This is a genomic window from Anatilimnocola aquadivae (assembly GCF_049819085.1).
Classification (GTDB): Bacteria; Planctomycetota; Planctomycetia; order Pirellulales; family Pirellulaceae; genus Anatilimnocola.
The window spans coordinates 1,874,311-1,894,788 of record NZ_CP187419.1 but is presented as its reverse complement, the minus strand read 5'-3'; the positions used below and the strand labels follow the sequence as shown (position 1 = coordinate 1,894,788).

14 protein-coding genes are annotated in these 20,478 nt (G+C 59.2%); 3 read left to right on the top strand and 11 right to left on the bottom strand.

Annotated features, from left to right (window positions below; all coding sequences use genetic code 11):
* Positions 1–49: 49 nt before the first annotated feature.
* The 5 genes from NA78x_RS07495 to NA78x_RS07475 all read right to left on the bottom strand — a co-directional run bounded on the left by NA78x_RS07495 (position 50) and on the right by NA78x_RS07475 (position 11,195).
* A complete protein-coding gene (locus NA78x_RS07495) occupies positions 50–1,126 on the bottom strand; it encodes a sigma-54 interaction domain-containing protein (RefSeq protein ID WP_425617810.1) in 1,077 nt (358 codons plus the stop codon).
* 56 nt (positions 1,127–1,182) lie between these two features.
* Positions 1,183–3,555 carry a hypothetical protein gene (locus tag NA78x_RS07490; protein WP_425617809.1) on the bottom strand — a complete coding sequence of 791 codons (2,373 nt, stop codon included), beginning with the start codon at positions 3,553–3,555 and terminating at the stop codon, positions 1,183–1,185.
* 66 nt (positions 3,556–3,621) lie between these two features.
* Positions 3,622–5,049, bottom strand: a complete 1,428-nt coding sequence (gene argH / locus NA78x_RS07485) for an argininosuccinate lyase (protein ID WP_425617808.1) — start codon at positions 5,047–5,049, stop codon at positions 3,622–3,624.
* A 661-nt stretch (positions 5,050–5,710) separates the two neighbouring features.
* Positions 5,711–9,202: a class I SAM-dependent DNA methyltransferase gene (locus NA78x_RS07480; RefSeq protein ID WP_425617807.1), complete on the bottom strand. Its 3,492-nt coding sequence runs from the start codon at positions 9,200–9,202 to the stop codon at positions 5,711–5,713.
* Positions 9,203–9,752: 550 nt separating this feature from the next.
* Positions 9,753–11,195 carry a hypothetical protein gene (locus NA78x_RS07475; RefSeq protein WP_425617806.1) on the bottom strand — a complete coding sequence of 481 codons (1,443 nt, stop codon included), beginning with the start codon at positions 11,193–11,195 and terminating at the stop codon, positions 9,753–9,755.
* A 300-nt stretch (positions 11,196–11,495) separates the two neighbouring features.
* On the opposite strand from NA78x_RS07475, the gene groES reads away from it, so the two are divergent.
* From groES to NA78x_RS07460, 3 genes are all read left to right on the top strand, one after another.
* On the top strand, positions 11,496–11,783 hold the full coding sequence (gene groES, locus NA78x_RS07470; RefSeq protein ID WP_425617805.1) for a co-chaperone GroES: 288 nt from the start codon (positions 11,496–11,498) through the stop codon (positions 11,781–11,783).
* A gap of 162 nt (positions 11,784–11,945) precedes the next feature.
* Entirely contained in the window at positions 11,946–13,079 is a 1,134-nt protein-coding gene (locus NA78x_RS07465; protein WP_425617804.1) for a hypothetical protein, read from the top strand.
* A 234-nt stretch (positions 13,080–13,313) separates the two neighbouring features.
* Entirely contained in the window at positions 13,314–14,186 is an 873-nt protein-coding gene (locus tag NA78x_RS07460; RefSeq protein ID WP_425617803.1) for an SDR family oxidoreductase, read from the top strand.
* A gap of 18 nt (positions 14,187–14,204) precedes the next feature.
* Here NA78x_RS07460 and NA78x_RS07455 read toward each other — a convergent pair whose 3' ends face one another.
* The 6 genes from NA78x_RS07455 to NA78x_RS07430 all read right to left on the bottom strand — a co-directional run bounded on the left by NA78x_RS07455 (position 14,205) and on the right by NA78x_RS07430 (position 20,356).
* The gene (locus tag NA78x_RS07455; RefSeq protein ID WP_425617802.1) at positions 14,205–14,912 is read right to left on the bottom strand and encodes a hypothetical protein; all 708 of its coding nucleotides are present in this window, start codon (positions 14,910–14,912) and stop codon (positions 14,205–14,207) included.
* A gap of 26 nt (positions 14,913–14,938) precedes the next feature.
* The gene (locus NA78x_RS07450; protein ID WP_425617801.1) at positions 14,939–15,199 is read right to left on the bottom strand and encodes a DUF7336 domain-containing protein; all 261 of its coding nucleotides are present in this window, start codon (positions 15,197–15,199) and stop codon (positions 14,939–14,941) included.
* A gap of 145 nt (positions 15,200–15,344) precedes the next feature.
* On the bottom strand, positions 15,345–15,623 hold the full coding sequence (locus NA78x_RS07445) for a hypothetical protein (protein ID WP_425617800.1): 279 nt from the start codon (positions 15,621–15,623) through the stop codon (positions 15,345–15,347).
* Positions 15,624–16,417: 794 nt separating this feature from the next.
* Complete coding sequence (locus tag NA78x_RS07440; RefSeq protein WP_425617799.1) at positions 16,418–17,497, bottom strand: DKNYY domain-containing protein; 1,080 nt, start codon at positions 17,495–17,497, stop codon at positions 16,418–16,420.
* Positions 17,498–17,590: 93 nt separating this feature from the next.
* Positions 17,591–19,072: an FAD-dependent oxidoreductase gene (locus NA78x_RS07435; protein ID WP_425617798.1), complete on the bottom strand. Its 1,482-nt coding sequence runs from the start codon at positions 19,070–19,072 to the stop codon at positions 17,591–17,593.
* A 162-nt stretch (positions 19,073–19,234) separates the two neighbouring features.
* Positions 19,235–20,356: a hypothetical protein gene (locus tag NA78x_RS07430; RefSeq protein WP_425617797.1), complete on the bottom strand. Its 1,122-nt coding sequence runs from the start codon at positions 20,354–20,356 to the stop codon at positions 19,235–19,237.
* Positions 20,357–20,478: the final 122 nt, after the last annotated feature.

Sequence of the window (20,478 nt, the reverse complement as noted above, 5' to 3'; positions counted from 1 at the left end):
CGGGAGAGATCGTTTGCGGGGAAGAAAATGAACGGAGGAAAGCCGAGAGTTAGTCGTCGGCCTTCTCTTCCTTCTCTTCTAAATTGTACTCGACGAGCTTGCTGCGGAGGGTATTGCGGTTAATGCCGAGCCTGCCAGCGGCCTTGGTTTGCACGCTGTTGCACATTTGCATGACCTGCGCGATCAGTTCCTTTTCGACGCGATTCACGATCTTCTCGTGCAGATGATGTTCCTCGTTGCCGAGCTGATTCACACCCTGCTGCACCACTTCATAAACCAGCGTATCGAGGTCGACACCTCGAATCTTGCCGCCGCGACGTTCCCGCTTGCCGAGTACATTTTCTGGAAGCAGATCGATGGTGAACTCATCGCCATCGGCCATCGTCACGGCCCGCTCGACGTAGTTCTGCAACTCGCGGACATTGCCCGGCCAATGATAATCCTGCAAGGCTTCAATCGCCTGAGGCTGAATGTGTACGACGTGCTTCTCGTTCCGCTCGCTGTAGATCTTCAAAAAGTGAGCGATCAGCGCGGGAACGTCTTCGCGGCGCATCCGTAGCGGCGGAATCACAATCGGCACGACATTGAGTCGCCAGTACAAGTCCTCGCGAAAGCGTTCGGATTCCACTTCGTCGTACAGATTGCGATTGCTGGCCGCGACGATCCGCGTATCGACGCGAATGGTCGCGGTATCGCCCACGCGTTCAAACTCTCGCTCCTGCAGCACGCGGAGCAGCTTCACTTGCAGAAAGAGAGATGTGCTGTTGATTTCGTCCAGGAAGATGGTGCCGGTGTGAGCAGCCTCGAAACGGCCGGTGCGGTTATTGACGGCACCGGTAAAGGCTCCGCGCACGTGGCCAAAGAGTTCGCTCTCCAGCAGGCTCTCGCTGAGAGCACCACAGTTGACGCGGACAAACGGGCCACTGTTGCGATTGCTCAGCCGGTGAATGGCGGTGGCAATCACTTCCTTGCCGGAGCCCGTTTCTCCCATTAGCAGGACCGAGGCGTTGGTCTTGGCGACTTTGCGCGTGAGTTGATAGACGGCTTCCATTGCCGCGCTCGCCCCGATCAGGCCGGGAATCGGCGGGCCCGTTTCCGGGGCAGGATGCAGGCGGTTAGGGAACATGGATCCTTCCAGCAACTATCGGTGGTAGTCGCGTGCAGCGACTTGGTGTTGCGCGTTTAAGGCATGGGGATTGCCGTGATCGCGCGGCGGGATTCAATCGTATCGAGCAAGCCACCCAGGATGGCCTGAGTGGGTTCATCCAGCGTTTCGCTGGAGTTGTATTTCGCGTATTGAGCAAGAATCTGCTGAGTGGTGAGCAAGATCCCGCGCTTCTTCACTGCTGCGGCAAAGGCCGTGGCAGCAACCTGACGATCGGCCACGGGACGCGCCGGTTGACTGGCGATTTCGATGAGCGCCGTCTGCGCCTTGGGAGTCGCCAACGTGGCCAACACTTCGGCCGCGGGTGCTGTCAGCGAAGGATTCGCCAAGGCAATGATCAAGGAGCTTTCTGTTCGCAGCACACCAAAGCGATTGAGTGACGCATTGTCACTGGCCAGCTTCTGCAGCGCGGCAAGGGCTGCGCGGGCATTGGCGTTTCGTTCTTCGCGCGAGACCAACTCTCGCCCGCCCCGCTTGCGAACCTGGCCGGCGATGAACGCCACCGCTTCGCTGGAGTAAGGCTGCGGCACGACGATCGTCCGCGGATCATGAGCGAGCAACACCGAAATCGAATCGACGTTGTAGTTGCGAATTCGCCCGGTAGGATCGCGGTACGTCGAATCGCCCAGGATCTTCGGCAGGCCTTCGACTTTGTCGCTGGCGATCATCACGCCGACGGGAATGAGCGCTGTGCGACGATCCCGTCGCAGCAGCTGCACCATTTCGGTTACGGGCAGGTCAAACGCATCGCTGACAAGAATGAAATCGAAGTCGGGCGAGGTCGTCGCCATCCGAAATGCTTCGCGGCTACTCAGAGCCACTTCGCCTGCGTAGCCGTTGTCGGCCAAGTAGCCGACGATCGTCTGGGCGTACTCAATCCGAGCATCGCAAACCAGCACGCGGTCGATCCCCGCGGTACGGACCGCTTCGCCGAGCACTTCGGTCAAGTGACTCGCGCCGGGAAACGAGACCCGGGGATTGAGCTTGACGATGGCGAGCGCTGCGGCGAGTCGCACGCGGCGATCGGCATGCGTGAGCGCGGTCGCCAGGGCATCCAGCGAGGTTCCTTCGCCGCTCAACAACTCGGGCGTGCCAATTTCCGCAAGCACTTCGATAGCAGCGATCGCGGCTGCATGTCGCTTTTCGACAATGGCCTGCGTCAGCACCGCTGCGGTCGTTTCAGCCCCGGCTTCTTTGGCCAGTGCGAAGGCGGGTGAGTTCAGCTTCAGCGGGCGTTCGACGCCACCGATAGCCTTGGAGAATTCGAGATAGTGCAGCAGTCGCAGGCGTTGATACGCGCTACTCTTCGGATCGAGTTTCGTCAGGTCGGTCGTCATCCGGGCATTGAGTTGACGAATGGCATCTTCCAGGGCGAGCAGGCTCGACACGGGACTTTGCTTGGCATTGTCCCACTGCCAGACAATGGTCTTATTGTCGGGATTAGGCTTAAACGGATGCTGCCCTTCGGCAACTTGCTTCAACTGGCGAAGCAAATAGTCTTCGCTGGCTTGCCTTCCCGGCACTCCACCCATGATCTTCTCGAGCGCGCGACGCGCGACGGTCTGCATTCCCGGCGAAGCACTTTCGGCCCACGCTGGTGCCACCAGATGCCGAACGGCATCTCGCGAGCCAATCTGCCCCAGTGCGTTCGCCGCGATCAGTTGCATCGCCTCGGGCGCACCGGCCAGGACGCCAATCAGCGGTGCTTCGGTGGTCGTGGCCAGATCGACCAGAGCGTTGTACAGGCGAGAATGCTCGGCCGAACGATTCGGATCGGCGATCGCTTGCAGCAAGGGACCCACAGCGGCGGGACCGGCTTGATCGAGCAACACCAGCGCACTCGAAGCTGCTTCGTAGTTCGGGTCGCTCAGGGTCTTCACCAGCGCGGTCAAGCGCGCGGGGTCTTCGGCCAACTTGCGAGCTGCGGCGAGGACTTGCGCCGAGACTTGCTGGCCTTCGGGCTGCAGTTTTTCGCTGGTGGTCAGAGTCAGGAAGAAGTCGGTGCCCAGCTTCGAAGGAAGGGGCGCGAGATCGGGCTCGGGAAACTTGGCTTCGAGGAACTTGGTCAGGTAGCGTTTCGCTTCGTCACTGCGACCGAAGTTGTGAACGGCACCCGCGGCTTGCAGCAGGGCTTCCGCCGTTTTGGGATTGGAGTCCCGCAATTGCAGGATGACTTCGGGTTCCACGCGCGGGATGACTGGTTCGTCATCAGCCTGCTTTTTGCCCGCAGGTACACCAGGATCAGCGGCCCCGTCACCAAACGGATCGACCCCTTTGCCCATCGGCGGTTGCGCGCCAACTTGCACCAGCCACAGCGGGCTGGCAATGAGCAACAGACCACCGCACCAGAGCAGTTTGGCCAGCAGCGGATGAGCAGGTGAATTGGTCATAAGCAACGAACTTCGGCGAGTGAAGACTTTCCGAGCTCTGGGCACCGACGATGCCTCGGGCGGATACTACTCCAGAGTAATTACTCGACCATCTTTTTGCAGGTCCGTTTCTTCTGTCTGATACAACCGGCTGCGCCAGATCTCAATCTGACGGCGAACTTCCACGGGAGCGGTCGAACCATAGCTGCGAAACGCCGCTACGGCCTGATTCACGCCCAAAATCTCTCGTACGCTCTCATCCAGATCCGGATGCGCGCTCTGTAGCGTCTCTAACGGCAGTTCCGCCAGCGACACCCCCTGCTGCATCGCGGCATTGACCAGCGAACCCACCAGGTGATGCGCCGTGCGTTGGGCGATCCCCTTTTGAATCAGGTATTCCATCAGCGTCGTGGCGTCGAGGTAGCCGCGGTCGAGCTTCGCCGCGATGGCTTCGCGGTTCAGCTTCATGCCCGCCACCAGCGGAGCCGCTAGTTCCAAACATAGCTCGACAGTTTCGAACGAGTCGAACAGGGGCGGCTTATCCTCTTGCAGGTCGCGGTTGTAAGCGAGGGGCAAGCCCTTGATGAGCACCAGCAGCGTCTGCAGATGACCAATCACGCGGGCCGATTTGCCGCGGGTCAGTTCCAGCACGTCGGGATTGATCTTTTGCGGCATGATCGACGAGCCGGTGCAGAACTCCTGCGGCAACTTGATGAAGTTGAACTCGGCGGTCGACCACAGAATCCACTCTTCGGCCCAGGTGCTCAGGTGGGCAGCGATCAGCGAGAGCACAAACGCCGACTCGACGACAAAGTCGCGGTCACTGCTCACATCCAGGCTGTTCGCGGCCACGCTTTCGAACCCGAGCCGCGTCATAACGTCGTGGCGGTCGATAGGAATCGTTGTGCCGGCCAGAGCAGCAACACCGAGCGAGCAGACATTCGTTCGCCGGCGGCAATCGGTGACCCGGTCAATATCGCGGGCCAGTTTTTCGCAGTAGGCCAGCCAATAGTGCGGCGCGATCACGGGCTGGGCGCGCTGCATGTGCGTGTAACCGGGCAGGATCACCTCGAAGTCCCCTTCGCAGCGATCGAAGAAAGCCCGTTGCAGATTCTCCAGGCGATCTTTGATGCGATCGAGGGCGTCCCGCACCCAAAGTCGCAAGTCGGTGGCCACCTGATCGTTGCGGCTGCGGCCGGTGTGCAGTTTTCGGCCCACATCGCCCAGCCGCTCGATTAGCGCCTGTTCGATGTGCATGTGGATGTCTTCGAGCGCGATGCTGAACGGGAAAATGTCGTGCTCAATTTCCTTGCCGATCTGCTGAAGGGTCGCGCAGATCTGGTCACGCTCGTGGGGCGTGAGGACGCCGACCTCTGCCAGCATCTGGGCATGGGCACAGCTGCCGAGGATGTCGTGGGCGTAGAGCCGGCGGTCGAAGCTGATGCTCTCGGTAAACCGTTCGACTCGGCGATCGGTCGCCTGCGTGAAAACCCCGCTACGGGAAGGAGTTGCCAATCCAAGGACTCGCGAAAAAAAGACGTGAAGTGACGAACAGGGAAAGGGCGTTCGTCCATGAAAACGACCCGGTAATAACGGTCGTTCCAGCTCTCAGGAGAGTGATAAGCATTGTCATGCTAGAAACGCGGGCCCACCTTGTCAACGAGCGGGCCCCGTCCGGCTCGCCTAAAGAACGGGCATGCCAGACAGACAATCGTGCAGAGTAGAAGTTCGCGGGGCCCCGAGCCCGCCTTTTTGACGTACCGAGCCGGGTCGCGCTGGCTAGTGCCAACCCAGTTCCTTGGAATCGGGGTCATTTCGGATTCTTAGCACCGAAGGCGCGGCCACAACATAGCCTTGGGCAACGCCCAAGGGACTCGTTCGAACAAATTGCTTTTGAGCCCTGAAAGGGCGGCACAGGTCGTTAACGCCAATCGAGTGCCGCCCTTTCAGGGCTTGGTTCTTATCCGGCGCCGGATACCTGGCCCGTTGGGCCAGGCTAAGTTGTGGCTGCACCTGCGGTGCGAGGATGAGGACAGAAAAAATCGGCAGAGGCGAACGTCTTGCCCGTTGGCTAGCGGCACCGTCTTGGCAAAAAAGTCGAATCTCCAACGTCTGGTGATCCGTCCACCCGTTCGAGCCAAACGGCACTGGCAAAGCCAGTGGCACCCAGGGGTTGTTACTTACTGTATTTGCCGCGAGATTTGCGGACGAGGCCGAGGGAGGAGAGGGCGGTGAGAATTTCGGCGACGTGGTCGGCGTTGCCGCGGGTGAACTGTTTGGCGATTTCGGCGGGGGTCAGCGGGGAGGTGGCGGTGGCCAGGGCTTCTTGCACGGCCTTGGTGCGCAGACCCTGCTCCTTGGGCCAGGCTAGTTTGACGGTCTTCGTGGGTTTGGCACTCATCGTTTTGGCCGTTCCCTGTTTCGCTCCCTTTTTCGGTTTGGTCTCGGCCGGTTCGTCGTCGACCAGGTCGAGTTCGGCCTGCTTGCCACCGGCAGCGGCCTGCGGAGCTTGAAACTCGGGGCGGAGCCAGCGGACGAGTCCGCGGGCTTCTTCGGCGGCCCGTTCGGCGTTCAGGGCGACCAGCCGTTCGAGAATCTGCTCGTCGGTCAGGTCGGCGGGCCAGCCATAGGCGGCAAAGACGGCTGCATCCAGATCGTCGTGAATCTGCCGCAGCACACTCACCAGCCCCTGATCGTGAATCGTCTTGTCCTTGGCCGACAATGCCTCGCCCGACCGCAACTTCTCCAGCACGTTGTACATGTCGGTCAGCGTGAGCTTCGGATGCAACTGCTGCTGACGTTTGCGATGAGCATCGAGTTGTTCAGCGAGAGATCCAATAGATTCAGAAGTAGTTAGGTCGGATATGGGAAACGGGAACGGCGAAAATGTGACCTTACTGTTGTACCTCGGACGATCTTCAAGCGTGCCCCCAGCCGCACGAGACCACTCTACATGGATACGACTGCTGAGTACGCCGTGAATGAACGCGGACGGTGTTGCAACAGCGTACGCCATTGCGTCTGGGAGTATGTCACCATCAACGAAAACAAATGGTCGATGTTTGGCGGTATTTGGCGTCGTGATATAGCGAGGCAGTCTGTTCACTGCCCGCCGAAGTTTTGGTGCATTCTCTGCAAAAAGCCACCAGTTCTTTCGGCGTGTCTCTCTCGGGTTTTGGTCCCTTTCGGGTTTAACGCGATCCAAAATCCATTGATAAAGTGCGGGGAACTCAGATCGCAACTCTTCTTCGGAGCGTCCAAAACTATCGATGACCCACTTCTGCCTCAAAACTCGCACAATGTCGTTTCCGATGATGTACCGGCGAACCACAGACGGAAGCTTTTTTGAATCGATGCCCAGGCTCTTCAATTCTTCGACCTCTAACTTAAACCCATCATTACCTGGGATGATTCCCTGAAAGCAAATCGAGCTGTTGGCCAACAAAGGCTTTACCGCTGCCAGGTCGAAGTCGGATCGCAACATGCTGCTAATCTTCGACACAAACTGAAACGTCACGTCTGTCGCTAAATCGCTTCCACCTTTAACAATCTTTCCGATGACTTTGCTCGGACTAGCAACGCTCTTCGCAATCGCAACTGTCATTGCAACCTGTACTGCGGCACCATTCTTGTCTTCTACCCATGGGTGCTCGTCGATTGCGAAGACGATTTGTACACCTGGATTTGCGTCGAGATGCTGATCAATTGCCGGACGCGAGTATTGCTGGGTAATGCTGTCAGTCGTAATTAGCCCGAAGCGATGCAATGTTGCATGTTCAACCAGCAAGGCGGCGCGATGCCACCAATAGCAGACATAGTCTGCCGTTTCAGGCACTTCTGGGTATCCAATTGCAATCGCATCGACGTATTCACGGCCAATCGTCTGCCGCAGGACTCGTACGCCGATATATGGTGGATTGCCAACAATAAAATCAGCTGGAGGCCATTCCGCCTTTTTAGGATTGATGTACTTCATCACCGGCACGCGCGCATTCTCATCCGGCACTTCTTCGCCGGTGACGGGATGCGGTTTGGTGGTGTGGCCATCCCAGCGAGTGACGGGCTGGCCTTGTTCATCGAGCAGCGGTTCGGTGCGGTCCCAGGCAAGGACGGCGTCGCGGCATTCGATATTCTTGTAGTTGCGAATGATCGGCTCGGCAGGCTGGGCTTTGCCCCGCGTGCGAAAGTGCCATTGCAGGTAACCGATCCAAAGGACCAGATCGGCGATGGCGGCCGCGCGGGGATTGAGTTCGATGCCGAGGAACTGGTGCGGATCGACTTCGTGAATGTCGAGCACTTGCTGCTTGTCGCCGAACTCGCGGAGGGCGTTAAGGACTTCGCCTTCCAGCCGCTTCATGTGTTCGAGCGTGACGTACAAAAAGTTGCCGCTGCCGCAGGCTGGGTCGAGCACACGCGTTTCGCAGAGCCGTTCGTGAAAGGCCCGCACTTCGGCCTGGGCTTCGTTCAATTCGCCGGCCTGCGCGTGGGTGATGGCGGCCGCGTAGGCCGTTTTCCATTCGTCGCGCAAGGGCTCGATGACGGTGGGCATCACCAGCCGTTCGACGTAGGCGCGGGGCGTGTAGTGGGCCCCCAGTTTGTGCCGTTCGCGCTGGTCGAGAGCCCGTTCCAGCAACGTGCCGAAGATGGCCGGTTCGACATCGGCCCAATCCGACTTGGCCGCTTCGATGAGCAGGGTCAGCATCGGCCTGTCGAGCGGCAGGGCGGTGCTCTCGGCGAAGAGCCCGCCGTTGAACTTGAGAATCTTCTTGCGCAGCACCGGCGAGACGCCACCCGTGTTCATCGTGTGCCAGAGGGCTTCGACCACCGCTTGAAAGTTCTCGGGCACTTCCTGCAAGCTCACCAGCAGTTCGCTGAACGAGCCCTTGGGGATGAGCTCGACGTCTTCGGCGAACATGGTGAATAGGCACCGCATCAGGAACTTGGCCACGGCCCCCGGATCGTGCCCGGCCTTCTCGAGCAGCTTGGCCAGCGCTGCGAGTCGTTCGGCCAGTTCGCGGGTGACCTTGGCCGCGCGACGGCTGGGGTCGAGCGAGAGTGGATCGGTCCAGACGGCGGCGAGGCGAGTACGGATCTTTTCGTCGCGCAGGTCTTCTAGCTTGATGCGAAAGGACTGCGGGTCGGGGAACTGCACGTAGGCTTTGCCGGAGCGGGTGAACTCGCTGTAGAGTTCGATGGAGTGGCCGACGTCGACGACGATTAAGAACGGCGGCCAGCCTTCGCTCGTGGGCAATGCTTTCGCGTAGGCTTCGGCCTGTCCGCGAGCGCGGACCATGGCGTCGTCCCAGGCTTTGGTGCCGCGAACGGCGGTTCCTTTCTTCTTGGCGGTCTTGGTGCCGGCCGGCAAGAGCGCGCGGGCTGCTTCTTCTTCGGCTCGCATCACATCGGAGCCTTGCTTGGCCTCGAGGACGAAGCAGCCTCGCTTGTAGAGGTCGATGCGGCCGATGCTGGTGGTGCCGTCGCCCAGGTCGAACGTGACGTCGCGCTCGAAGACGTAGGCGTTGCTCGCCACTTCGGCCCGCGTGGGCTCGGGCTGGGGCACGCCGAGCAGGTCGCACAGCTGCGTCAGAAAGAGGGCGTAATTGGCGCGCTCCGCGGCCGCCGAGCTTTGCCAACGGGTAATGAATTCGTCGAGAGGAGTTGCAATCACGGCAGCTTTAGGGGCAGGCAAAGAGGCAGGAAGCTTCCTGGTTCCAGAGCCAGATTTATACCCGATTTGCAGGAGAGGCAGGGAAGGAGCCGGGGATGACCGAGCGCCGGGCAGCCGATCATTTGAGGTGGCACGGGTAGTACTCTACCCGTGATTGCCAGCGAGGCCGTTCGAGGTTGCGTCTGCTGGGCCCGGTGGCGAACGAGCCATTTTCAATTCGGGCAGTGGTGCTCTGGGGAACGGCTGCAGGCGGGTGTTCGTTTTTGCCATGTGCTGCCGTGCGAGCTGTGGCACAAAAGACTGGGGGGAACACGGGTAGAGTACTACCCATGCCACCAAGGGTTGGGAGCAGAGCGGTTGACGTAAACTACCACTAGTATTTTCAGGGGGCGTTCACAAACCGGGGGTGTTTGTGGACCGCAGGTGGCGTAACTCTCGGGTTTGGCGCGTATTCTTGGTTGCCGGCCGGCCGGTTTGTGAAGAACCTTTTCCCGGCCAGCGAGCGGGCAAGCGAAGTTACGTCGATTGGCCGGTGGGGCGGTGCGAGAAGCTACGCTGCCGCGGGCGAGGCCGTCGCTTCGCGCAGTTGCGTGGCGAGGTCGCGGATCTCTTGTTCGTAGCGGCGGCGTTCGTCGTGCAGGTTCTGGCGAGCGGTTCGCACTTCCTGCTGCTCGGCTTCCAGTTGTTGCTCGCGTTCGACCAGCTGACGAGCCTGCTGCTCGATGCCAGCCTGGCGGGCCATTCCCCAATTGCGAACTTCCTGACGCTCGGCAGACAACAGCGTGTGTTGTCCCTGCAGCCGCTCGGCCAGTTGCACCAGCTCATCCTTTTGCTTGGTGAGGGCCTTTTGTTCCTGCTCGTATTGATGGCTCAGCTGCAGCCGCAGCGAGGCAATCGAGCGGGTGATTTCGGCACTGCTGAGGCGGCCGGTGATTTGTGCCCACAGTTGCTCGGCGATGAGTCGCATCTCGAGCGATTGGCGGTGAACATTGCCGATCTCGGTCCGCATTTGTTCCATCGCCACGCGCTGGCGCTCGACGATGGCTTCGCGGCTTTCCAGTTCTCGCTGGCGGGAAACATACTCAAGGTCGTTCGTCTGCGAGCGTTCGTCCCAGGCAGCCCGTTCGCGTTGCAATTGGTTCGTAGCCTGCACGCGCATCCGCTCGAAGTCGACCCGTTCCTGGTCGAGCCGTGTTTGTTGTTCGCGAAAGACCTGCTCGGCTGCTTCCAACTGACGACGCCGGCCGGCGATCTCAAAATCGAGCTCTTGCCGCTCTTCGGCAAGGGCTCGATCCCACTTTTCTTGGGCCTTCTCGCGTTCGTGCCGAGCGCTGGTTTCTTCGTGCTTTTGCTGCAATTGCCACAGCGACTGGGCGTGCGAAAAAGCAGCCGCCTGACGATCGAGCTCTTGCCGCCGCTGGCGAAGTTGCTGATCGAGCGCCTTCAATTCTTGTTCGCGGGCGATGATCTGCGTCGCTCGCTCATCGAGGGTGTGAACCTGCTGTTCTCCCAGGGCCACTTCCGACGAACGAAGCTGCAGGTCTTCCACCTGGCGGCAGAGTTCCCCTTCGCGCTGTTGAAATTCGTACTCTCGCTCCCGTTGCCACAGCCGGGCCGATCGCAGGTCAGCTTCGAGTTGGCCAATGCGGGCGTTCAGCTGCGCTTCGCGACGATCGACTTCCGAGAGCCGAGCCTTTAAGTGGCCAGCCAACTGCGCGGCCTGCAGTTGCAGTTGTTCTTCGCGCAGAGCCAGCTCTTGCAGAGGATCGCGGGGAGCCGGGGTGTGAAAGATCTCGTTATTCTCGGCAGCTGCGGCCAGGGCGGAGTCCGCCAGGGCGGCCATCAATTCCGAAGGTGCGGGCGCGGTCGCCTGACCGGGCTTTTCATGGGGCGCGTCGATCCGCAGGGGCGAAACCGACTGCGTGCTGGTCGCGGTTGCTTCGCTAGCACTCGCCACCGACTCGTTGGTCTTGCTGGCCCTGGTTTTGGTCATGAAAGGAGTCTCCAGCATTCTCGCGGACAGCGGATCGGGCTCGGCAGTCGTCAAGGTCCGCGCAGTCGTTAAAGCTTCTCGCGTTGAATCGGCAAAATCGGACTCGAACATCAGTCTGTTGCCAGTGGAACCGCCGATTTGATGGCCACCAGCCACAAGCCTCGCCGAAGTTGTCTGGGCGATGCCTTCCAGGCCCCGCTAGCAGGCGATGCTTGCGTCGACCGCCGGCGCGTGCGACAATCCCGCCCCAGGGATGCCAGCCTCTTGGTTGGCTCCCTTCCCGCCGGAGATCCCCGTTCCATGAAGCTCGTACCCTTGGGCGACAAAGTTATCATCCGCAGGCTCGAAGCCGAAGAGCGAACTGCCGGCGGCATCTTGCTGCCCGATTCCGCCCGCGAGAAGCCCCAGCAAGGCCGCGTCCTGTCCGTGGGCGATGGCGCCCTGCTCAACGACGGCCGTCGCAGCCCCCTTACCGTGCAGGAGGGGGACCGTGTCATCTTCAATGCCTACGGCGGGAACGAAGTGAAGATCAACGATCAGGATCTGCTGATCTGCCGCGAGCAGGACATTCTCGCAATCCTCGACTGACCCCTCGGGTGTCCCGTTCAGCAACTTCGCGGAAACTACATTCCGCCACCTGCCTCTAGGAAAATGAGTCCTCCCCGCAGATAATACGGGGAGGATTTTCCTTCTTGTCTGTTGCTTGCCAGATTGCAACGGCGTTTTCTCTTTTCCTAAGGGACACGGTTCATGGTTCGTCGTTACATGGCAGCGATGGTTTGCGCAGTTTTGGCCTGCGCCACTTTGGTACCCGGGCAACTGGCATTGGCCCAAGAAAAAGCCTCGGACAAAGCATCCGACAAAACGTATGAGCAGATGGTCAACAAGGCCGTCGAGTTTCTCACCACCAAAGCGCAAGATGCCGACGGCGCTTACAACGCCAAAGCAGGACCGGCCGTCACGGCACTGGTCACGGCGGCTCTGCTGAAGCACGGTCGCTCGCCGTCCGATCCGCAAATCGCCAAGAGCCTGAAGTATCTCGAAGGTTTCGTCCGGGCCGACGGTGGCATTCACGCCGCCGAGACCAATCACAAGAACTACGAAACCGCGATCTCGCTCGTCGCGTTCAGCCTGGCGAATAAGGATGGCAAGTACGACACCATCATCAAGGCCGGCGACAAGTACATGAAGAGCCTGCAGTGGGGAGCCACCGACGGCAAGCAGCCCAGCGATGTCGAGTACGGCGGGGCGGGCTACGGCAAGAACAAGCGGCCCGATCTCTCGAACACCAGCTTTTTCATCGACGCTTTGAAGGCCACCGGCAATGACGAGAGCAGCGAAGCGATGAAGCGGGCTTTGCTCTTTGTCTCGCGTTGCCAGAATCTCGAGACCGAACACAACACGACTCCCTTTGCCGCCAAGAAGCCCGACGGCGGCTTCTACTACACCCCCGCTGCTGGTGGTAGCAGCCAGGCCGGTGTCGATGAAACCACTGGTGCCCTCCGCAGCTATGCCTCGATGACCTACGCCGGTCTGAAGAGCATGATCTATGCGGGTGTGAAGAAGGACGATCAGCGAGTGGTCGCCGCCCAAAAATGGCTGGCAAAGAACTACGACCTGAACAGCAATCCCGGCATGGGGACCTCGGGCCTCTATTACTACTATCACACCATGGCCAAGACTCTCGATGCGGTTGGCCAGGACAAGTTCGTCGACGAGAAGGGTGTCGCCCACGACTGGCGCAAAGAGATCATCGAAACTCTCGCCGCCAAGCAGCAACCCGACGGCAGCTGGGTCAACACCGACCCCCGCTGGATGGAAGGCGACTCCGCCATCGTTACCGGTTACGCGCTGCTCGCTCTTGCCCATACCAAGGCGAAGTAGCGGAAGTCAGAGATCGGATGTCAGAAGTCAGAATGAGGCCGGCGGAGTGAAGCTCCGCCGGCTTTTTTCGTTAGCGCAACAAATCGACAACACCTTGCCATGACACTTCGCCTGTCACCGTGGTCAGTCAACGATCAAAAATGAGGCGCTCTCCGGCTCAAACCGCCCCGGCATGTTCTTTGCCCTCTCTGATCGCCACCCGCTTTCGTTTTCCCAGCTGACAAGGTGCGACTCATGCCTGCGAAGATCCAACCCAAGCGCGCGATCCGTCCCGAACAGAAGCAAAATCGCCAGCCCGGCCTCGAAGCCAAAATGAAGCCACTTCCCGAGGTGACTCGCCCCGCACATGCCGGCAGTGGCAAGCTACAAGATCAAGTGGCCATCATCACCGGCGGCGATAGTGGCATCGGTCGCGCGGTGGCCGTGGCCTTTGCCAAGGAAGGGGCGCACGTCGCCATCGTGTATTTGAATGAGCACGACGATGCGCAGGAAACCGAGCGCCTGGTGCGCGAGCATGGTCGCGACTGCCTGCTGATTGCCGGCGACTTGGGACGAGAAGCTTTTTCGAGCAAGGTGGTCGCACAGACGCTCAAGAAGTTCAGTCGCCTCGATGTGCTGGTGAACAATGCCGCGGAGCAACACCCGCAGAAGTCGATTACCGACATCACGGCCGAGCAACTCGAGCGAACCTTTCGCACCAACATCTTTGCCTACTTTTACCTGGTGAAAGCAGCCTTGCCCCACTTCGAGCCCGGCGCGCGAATCATCAACACGACGAGCGTGACGGCGTATCGCGGCAGTCCCGAACTGCTCGACTACTCGGCGACGAAAGGTGCGATTGTCACCTTCACCCGTTCGCTGGCGATGCAGCTCGTCGAGCAAGGGATTCGCGTCAACGGTGTCGCGCCCGGACCAATCTGGACGCCCCTCATCCCCTCGACGTTTCACGCCGACAAGGTCAAAAAGTTTGGTTCCGATGTTCCCATGGCCCGCGCGGGTGAGCCCTCGGAAGTGGCTCCCTGCTTTGTCTTTCTCGCGGCCGAAGATTCGTCGTACATGACTGGCCAGACTTTGCATCCCAACGGCGGTGAAGTCGTGAATGGGTGAGGAAGGAGGGGCTGTGAGCTAGGAATTGGGGGCTCGGGAGATGGGTTCGTTCTCGCTGCGTGCTGCTTGTTTCTGGCGCGAGATCCACATTGTCAGCCAGCCGCCGATGAGGCCGGTGACGAGCGAGAACATGATGGGGAGTGCGCGTTGAATGGCATGCCGTTGCACGTAGTAGTCGGCGTTGATTTGCACCGGCGCGGCGTAAAAGGGTCCGGTCGTGGGAAAACTCGACGGTGGTCCCAGGGTGGGCATCGCCGGAGTGGTTTGCTGCGAATTGAACGGAGTCTCGCTGATGGCCGGACGCTCATCGGCTTCGCTCACGCTGGCCTCTTCCTCTTCAATGATGACCTTGAAGCTCTCGTTGACTGCCGGCAAGTACATCGGTGTCGACGGAGGATTAAACATAGGAGATGGACCATAGGGTACGAGCGTGCCTTGCTGTGGCGCGCCCATCATCAAATCGGCCAGCTGATTGCTCGAGTACTGATACCCTCCGAAGTAGCTCGCCAGCAGCAGATTTCCGAAGCTGAGCACGAAGAAGCCCGTCCAGAACGCCCGCCGCGCAGGGACGCTATCCCAAATCGCCAGGGCCAGTGTCAGGCAGATGCCCAGCCGTACCAGGTTGCTGACCAGTTCCAGCACCAGGGGCGATTTCGAAACCACCGCTCCCAACAACACCGCAAAGATCGAAACCACGACCAGCCCGGTCCGAATCGAAAAGTTCATTGCTCACTCCCTTGAGAATCAATCGCTCACTCCCTCACGAAGCCTTCCGCCCAGTGGTCTCGATCAATCGGATACTCGTCGATGGTAAAGCCTTCGCGCGCGTCGCTGACCGTATCGTCGATCAGGATCGGGTAATCGCAAAAGCCAGGTTGCTTCCGCAGGCGATGCACGGCTGCCAAGGCCGCTTCGGAAGTACTGTAAGCCCCGATGAGCTTGACATCTTCCCGCTCTTCGCCAAGCAGATGCACATGCTGCACGAGAAAGACAGATTCCATGGTCGTATTCATGGAAGACCCCTTATCAACTCCCGCTACGAGTTCACCAGTCCCGAAGAAAGTGAATCCTACTGCCGCAGCGTGCGCGGGGTCAATTCGGATGAGAAATGCGTAGTGTCCGGTTTTGTGTGGCTAGTTAGGTCACGGAGAAAATCGCTTAGCCGAACAAGTCGCTGATCTCTCTGCCGACCTGAAACAGGCTCACCACGATTCCGATGGGAATAAAAACTCCGAATGCCGAGAAAACGATCGAGTACGCCCAGAAAGATGCAAACTCGCATATCTCGGGTCTGAGTGCCGCCGTCGCGATGGTGCCAATCAATCCAAACAGGACTAAGATTGGCCCTCCCCATTTTTTCTGCCAGGGCGAAAGGTAAGTCGGCTTTGGCTCTACGACATCCACGTGTTGCGGCGATTCATACGGGTTCTGGTCCATACCCTCATTCTACCCGCGCACGAAAATGCCCCGCTAGGTTCGCGGGGCTGCGTAGTGTCCGGTTTTGAGTGGCTAGTCTGGTCACGGACCCGGGTACGACGTTTCACCATGCATCGGCCCGCTGCCGAAATGATTCCGATCTCCCGCCTCCCAAACCTTTCGCCGTATTTTGCGATCTATCTGCTCCAGAGGATAGAACACAACTGAAGAGACTCCTCGGCCTGAGCGATACGAGTAAGTCGACCAAGAGTTGCTATTGGGAGAGACTCGTGTCGGCAATGCGATGCCGTCCGGGACTACCAGTGCCAGATAGCTTCCCACGTACAGCACAGGCAGGATCAGCAAGACGGCTGCAAAGATCGGCGCGGCGGAACGGGGCTTGGTCATCGCCTAATTCTAAGGTAGATCACCCTGCTTAGAAGATCGCACTGCGATTCCATGGCCTGAACAGTACCAGCCAAAATCCGACACCGGCCATCAGAACAAAGATCGATAATAGCGACACACGCCTGCCATCGTGAACAAAGGCCCGATGCCAAATAATCAGGGTGGCTGCGAGGGAATGATTGCCACGCTATCGTTTGATTCGAGCCCGAACATCGCTGCACTCCCGCTGAGAGTTTACCACTCTCGAAGGGAGTGAATCCTAATGCCGCAACGTGCGCGGGGTCAATTCGGATGAGAAAGGGATTCGTAGGCTAATTGGATCGCGCCGATTCTCGCCGACTTCGAAACACACTGCTCGCCATCGATTAGCAAATGCATGCGAGGAAGACGAAAAACGTCCCCGACATTCAGACGGCCGCATCCGCAATGAGCTGCTCGATGACGGGCAGCTGATCCAGTTGCGAATATTGGTGCCAGGCATCGCAGGGAAACAGATCTCGCAGTTTTGCTCTCCGCTTCATCTGTACCGGCCGCAGCACCCAAACGCGGTCTTCGTTTAGCCAGGTTTGCTCCGTCAGCAGTTCCGTATCTGTACCGGGGACCCAAATCGGATTTCCCAATTGTGGGTGATCTTTTACTTGCACCTTGGGCTGTTGCAGCCATTGATCGGCGACCAATTCAATCGACGAAGCGCCGGCAACCTGCCAGGCAATTGGGTCGAGTGGATCAAGCTGTACGTCGGCCTGCCAGTTCATCCACCGCAGCTTGATATTTGTTGCGCGGCCGCGAAAGACAAAGCACTCGCGGAATTGCGCGAGATATTCCCCCGAATCGCCTGGCTGACTACCGCAGAAGAAGTCGTTGCCAGCGCGCGACCATTTGTTGTAGTCAATGATTGGCAGCGGCACCAATTGGTCGGCGCGCGCACCGGCAATCTTCTCATTTCTGAAATACGCGGTACCCCCGGAGCGACTATAGGGGCCAAGCAAGGGTATCCAATCTGCGGGCTTTGCGCCATGGAGTTTAGTCCGCTCGCAGTAGACCGTGGAGGCATCGCTAGCGAAACCATTACCAAAGGTGCGAAATGTATTCGGATCCGCTCCCTTTAACGGGCTCACTTTGCCGCCCTGGACGTGAAAGAAGACTTGGTTCCTGTCCTTGGCGTAGCCATTGAAGGTATTGAAGGGATGGCCTATCGGCCCGACAACTTCAAATGTTTCAGCGTCAGCGCCCTTAATCTTTCCGGCCATCGTATATGCGAAATTTGAATCTTTCGCGTACAGGCTGTTCAGTACGCGAAAGGTCGAGATGTCGGCATCACGCATCTCGCGACTAAAGCAATAGACGCGAGTGGCATCACGGGCCCACGTGTCAGAGAGAGGTACAAAAGTGGAGAGATCTGCGCGGGGCATCGGGTCAACGCCAAAATGTAACGCTCCATCGCGCAGATGCCAGATCCAGCCAGGGACAAGGTATTTGACGATCATGCAGGCAGTCGATGCGCTCGGCTTTCCATTACTCCGAAAGGCGATTCAGCAACTCTCCCGGAAGCATCGAGGAGAGTGAGAAAAAGACGAGATCTACCCCACGCCGTCGCGCTTGGCGAGGCGGCGGGCGAGCGAAGCTCCACTGTTGAGGCCGCCTTCCATGTAGCCGACGAACTTGTAGCAGGTGTGCTCGCCGGCGAAGTGCAACCGGCCGAGACCCTTGTAGTACGTGGGACCGATGGCGGTGACTTGTCCAGGCGCGGGGAACGAATAGCCGGCCTTGGTCCATGGATCCTTGGGCCAGGCCATCATCCGCGTCGCCGTCACATTCTCGGGATAAGCCGGATATAGCTTGGTCAGTTCGGCCTTATACGCTGCCTCGCGGGCGTCTCCCTCGCGAGCCAACGAGCGGCGAGCTTGCGCACCACCCGAGAAGCCAACCAGTAACGCACCCGGCGGAGGAATGGCCTGGTTGTCGGTCCCTTCCCACGTTTGGCTGACATCACCATCGGACAGAGAGTACTGCGAGTTCTTCGTCTCCAGCCAAAAGCGGCTTTTCACGGCAGCGAGATACTTGCAGGCGATGCCCATTTGCGTCCGGATATTGCCGGGCAATTCGGGCGAGAAGGTAATGCGGTCCCAGGTTGATGGGGGCGCGGCGAGCACGACATCGTCGCACTCAATCGTGCGGCCATCTGCGCAGGTGACGATCACCCGGTCTTCTTTGATCGCGACATTCTCGACGGGCAGCTTGAGGCGGATGCGGTCGGCGCCGATCATTTCGGCCAGTCGCAAAGCCAGCTGTTGATTGCCCCCTTCGCAGCGATGCGTTTCGCTCTTGTCCCAATAATCTTGCCCGCCGCCACCCTTGATGGCGGTGAGCATGCCGAGTTTGCTGGCGTTGACGTTCTCGATGGCGTTATCCGAAGACATTTGAATATCGATCGCCGCGCGGGACAACTCGGAGACTTCGAGCCCCTTCACCCAGTCGCCGAGGTTCTGCTTATCCAGGGCGATGGCGTCCGGGCTTTTCCAAGGTTCATCGGCGTTGATGGTCTCAGCCAATTCGTTGAGCGACGAAAACGAAGCCTCCATGTCTTCGTAGATCTTTTCGACTTCTTCTTCGCTGCGCAGCTTGCCCATGAGATGCACGGGATAGGCGAGGGACTCGTCGTCGGTCATCTCGATCAGGTTCAGATCGAACTGCTTGGCGTAGCGGACCCAAGTCGGGTGATTCTCGCCGATCAGTTCGCCGCCCCCTTCACACCACTTTTTGTCGACCATGTCCTTGAAGGTGAGCACGCGGCCGCCGAGTCGATCGCGGGCTTCGACAACCGTCACCTTGTAACCAGCAGCATGCAATTCGTGCGCACAGGCCAAGCCCGAGAAGCCAGCGCCAATCACCACAACGCGCTTGGCACCCACGGCTTGAGCGCGCGACTCGCCAGCAAAGCGATCGCTGAGAAACAAGCCCGCGGTGGAAGCGAGCGTGGCCTGCAAAAAGCGACGACGTTCTTCCTGCGAAGGACGACCTTGAAAGCGACGACGGAGCCGAGCAAAGAGGGAATTGGACATAGCAGGGTTATCTTTCCAGGGAAGAGAAGGCGCGAAGAAGTTCTTGGGCGCAGAGTCTTGGCGAGCATCAGCCCCTCACCCCAACCCTCTCCCCGATTCATCGTGGAGTACCACGTGTACCGAGGAGAGGGAGTTAGGAGATGGCAGCAATCAAATGGAAAACTACTCGTCGTTGATCGGGCCGGTGCCGATCAGCCAGAGCTTGAAGAAGTTGACGATTTGGGTCTTGGTCAACTTGTTCGAATTGAGGGCGTAGGTGACCTTGCTGGAGGCTGGGGTTTCTTCGCCCGAGATGAACTTGTCTTCGTAGCTGATCTTGCCGGTGAGGCAAGGCAGCGAATCATCGACGGCGAAGAAAGCGTCTTCGTCGCTAAGCTTGTCGAAGGCAGCCGCTTCGGTGGTGTCCTTGGCTTGCTTGGCTTCGTTCCAGCGGAGGTTGAACTGGTATTCGCCCTTGCCGTTGGTCTTGCGGTTTTCGTCTTCGACCCACTTTACCGAACCGGTGACGATATCTTCGACTTCCTTGCCGTTGAAGTTGTAACGGAAGCGAATGCCATCGGTGAGCCAGTTGCCCGTTTCGTAGTCGAAGTCCAAGCGGCCATTGACGACCGTACGGGGATAGTTGCCCGCCGGTCCCTTAGCCAATTCGAGATCGACGAACTTCATTGGGTCAACCTTGGCCACCTTGATCTCAAACGTCTTGTTGCCGACGAGTCGCTTGTAGGTGTACGAAGCGAGTCCATCATCCTTCTTGCTCTTGCCGATCAACTTGCCGCCGAACTTGTCGGTGAAGGCAGGCTGCTGGCCAATGGCGTCGATGGCGATGCGCAGCGGGCTCTCTTGCGAAGCGCCGCCGGAGAGTTCGAACGCTCCGGTCGTGGCGTTGACGGGAACCGTGCCGACCCATTTGCCGACGTTTCGCTTCTCGTCGAGGTTTCGCGGATTGCGGACGGCCAGGTTGATATCGAAACCAAGTTCTGCCTTCTGCTTTTGGCTGCGGATGATCTTGGTAAACAGATCGGGCTGGCGCGTGATCTTGCCCGAGAACTCGGTGGTTTTGGCCACAACGAGTTTGATCGTGTAAGTGTCCTTGGCTCCGAGGGCTGACGAACCTTCGGCATAGGTGCCGGCGGTATCGAGCTCGGTCCGCGTCTTGAAATCGATATCCATGGTGCCGGCGATCACCCCAGTCTCGCTCAGCGTTTGTTCCTGCGCGTGAGCAAATCCGGCCAGCGCGAGGCAGGCGATCGTAGCCCAGCACCAAGTGACGTTCAGCAACTTCATGATTTCGGTCCCTTTCCAAAAAGTAAGCTTCAATCCAGCGCGCCGAATATAAGGCCCACCCTGACAGGCCGCAACGGCCACCCGCACATCTCGGTGCGATACGCAGCGAAGAAGGGATTCGT

Excerpts from the sequence above, each read along its gene's own strand:
- NA78x_RS07465 (WP_425617804.1), top strand. The coding sequence starts at position 11,946 with ATGGTTCGTCGTTACATGGCAGCGATGGTTTGCGCAGTTTTGGCCTGC.
- NA78x_RS07430 (WP_425617797.1), bottom strand. The coding sequence starts at position 20,356 with ATGAAGTTGCTGAACGTCACTTGGTGCTGGGCTACGATCGCCTGCCTC.
- NA78x_RS07450 (WP_425617801.1), bottom strand. The coding sequence starts at position 15,199 with ATGAATACGACCATGGAATCTGTCTTTCTCGTGCAGCATGTGCATCTG.
- NA78x_RS07460 (WP_425617803.1), top strand. The coding sequence starts at position 13,314 with ATGCCTGCGAAGATCCAACCCAAGCGCGCGATCCGTCCCGAACAGAAG.
- NA78x_RS07490 (WP_425617809.1), bottom strand. The coding sequence starts at position 3,555 with ATGACCAATTCACCTGCTCATCCGCTGCTGGCCAAACTGCTCTGGTGC.
- NA78x_RS07475 (WP_425617806.1), bottom strand. The coding sequence starts at position 11,195 with ATGACCAAAACCAGGGCCAGCAAGACCAACGAGTCGGTGGCGAGTGCT.
- NA78x_RS07495 (WP_425617810.1), bottom strand. The coding sequence starts at position 1,126 with ATGTTCCCTAACCGCCTGCATCCTGCCCCGGAAACGGGCCCGCCGATT.
- NA78x_RS07455 (WP_425617802.1), bottom strand. The coding sequence starts at position 14,912 with ATGAACTTTTCGATTCGGACCGGGCTGGTCGTGGTTTCGATCTTTGCG.
- NA78x_RS07435 (WP_425617798.1), bottom strand. The coding sequence starts at position 19,072 with ATGTCCAATTCCCTCTTTGCTCGGCTCCGTCGTCGCTTTCAAGGTCGT.
- NA78x_RS07445 (WP_425617800.1), bottom strand. The coding sequence starts at position 15,623 with ATGGACCAGAACCCGTATGAATCGCCGCAACACGTGGATGTCGTAGAG.
- NA78x_RS07440 (WP_425617799.1), bottom strand. The coding sequence starts at position 17,497 with ATGATCGTCAAATACCTTGTCCCTGGCTGGATCTGGCATCTGCGCGAT.
- groES (WP_425617805.1), top strand. The coding sequence starts at position 11,496 with ATGAAGCTCGTACCCTTGGGCGACAAAGTTATCATCCGCAGGCTCGAA.